Here is a 1,762-nt window from a genome sequence, read left to right as displayed (position 1 = left end):
TAAGGGCAGTAAAATACCGTTAAATGTTGCTATCGATCAAAAACATAATGATGTTGTAAAATATCTAGAACAAGCACAATTAGATTTGAATAAAGAATTGTTAATCGCAGCAAAAGGTGGTGATCTTAATAAAGTTATAGATCTGATAAGCAAGGGAGCTAATGTTAATGTTAAAGATAACAATGATGATACCCCTCTGCACCTTGCTGTTGGTTATTTAGATGTAGTAAAATACCTTATAAGTAAGGGAGCCAACATTAATGCTAAGTGCAAGGCTGGTAAAACAACGCTAGATATTGCTAGAGATAGAGGACATAATAATGTTATCAATTATTTAGAGAAAGAGCTTAATCAAGAAAGAGGAAGCCCTGCGCAACGCAAACTCCGTCGTCTTGCCGTGGATTTAAGTGATCAACCTGAGATAGCAGCAAGTAGTGGCATAAGACCATCTTCATGGATGGGTAGTTGTATTTCTTGGGCAAAAAACTTAGCAGCTAGCACTTTTTCTATAATTCCTGGATTACCTACTCAATACAACATTGCAGATAAGAATAATGTAAAAAGTGATAATAAAAACATACCAAAAAGTACATCATCTGTTGGTTGGAATAATTTCCTAAATAATGAAAATATTGCTCTTGCGAATTGTGTTGCCGATGCGTTAGATAATACTCCAAGTAGACGCTATCAAAATTTAATAAGTAAAGGAATAGAAGTTATACCAAGTAGAACAGTTGCAGTTGAGTTTGCTCTTAGGAAATTTGATTCATTTGTAGAAGGTAAAATAAGAAACCTAGACTCAAAAGAACAAGCTAGAATACGTGTTGAACTTAAAGGTGCGTATCCAGAAATAATAGCAAGTCTTGAAAGAGGAGTTGAATTTAGTGGTAATGTTGGGTTAGATAATGTTTTAGAAAAGTGCAAGAAGTGCTTTTGTACAAATATTCTACCAAAGGATAAAGTATCAACTTGTCTTTCTGAGATAGGAGTAACCAAGCTTGGAGGTAATCTCAATAGGTAGGTTATAATATAAGAGGTGGAGCTATAATATGCCAAGTAGTGGAAAATTTAAAGTGAGGGTAGCCAAAATAATTAGGGAAACAACCAGTAGCAAGTTTGATAGTCTTAATACTAAAATGGATGAAGTAGACATTAAATGCTAAATGGTTGATGTGTTTTCCATATTGAGCTTACAGCACGTAGCTTTGATATAGAAGTTTGGGTAACGTTATGATAGTAATTTATATAATTCTATGTGCAATCTTTATAGCCATTTTAGACAGTTCACTAGATTCTTAATTAGGGGATATGTCTAACTTAGAGAGGGTTTTCATAAATGTTGAAGTGAATAAGTAGGGATATTATGCTTTTTCTTTGAGTTGTGAAATTTCAGAATGAGAGAGACCGGTAATTTGAGCTATAACATCTATAGATACACCGGCCTTAAGTGAGTTTTTTGCAATTTCAATTTTACCTTCAATTTTACCTTCAATTTTACCTTTTTCATGGCCGATTTGGATGCCTTCTTGTCTACCTTTTTGAGTAGCATCATCGAGTTTTTGAGCAAGGATAGCCTTTTCATCAAGAATACGTTTTATTTCCTGTTCATAAGCGATAAATTCTTTTTCAGACCAGTTGAATCTATTTAGTTCTTCATATGCTCTTTTGATTATTAGATCACTTCCTATTATTCTTTCTAGCTCTTCTTCACTAGTTTCATCTGCATATCTAAAGTTGCGTTTCGGCGTATCTAAAGAAGTAG

At 33.7% G+C, this 1,762-nt stretch carries 2 protein-coding genes; one reads left to right on the top strand and one right to left on the bottom strand.

The annotated features are described in order from the left end of the window. Nucleotides 1–1,021 (top strand): ankyrin repeat domain-containing protein (locus WG67_RS06110; RefSeq protein WP_083250458.1); only part of this gene is annotated, 1,021 nt, incomplete at its 5' end. Nucleotides 1,022–1,361: 340 nt separating this feature from the next. Here the strand turns inward: WG67_RS06110 and WG67_RS02165 are convergent. Further along, on the bottom strand, nucleotides 1,362–1,762 hold a 401-nt coding region (locus tag WG67_RS02165; protein WP_156768679.1), incomplete at its 5' end, for an Rpn family recombination-promoting nuclease/putative transposase.

This window comes from Wolbachia endosymbiont of Drosophila incompta (genome assembly GCF_001758565.1).
Classification (GTDB): Bacteria; Pseudomonadota; Alphaproteobacteria; order Rickettsiales; family Anaplasmataceae; genus Wolbachia; species Wolbachia pipientis.
The sequence above is the reverse complement of the archived record's forward strand: the minus strand, read 5'-3'. Positions and strand labels throughout refer to the sequence as shown.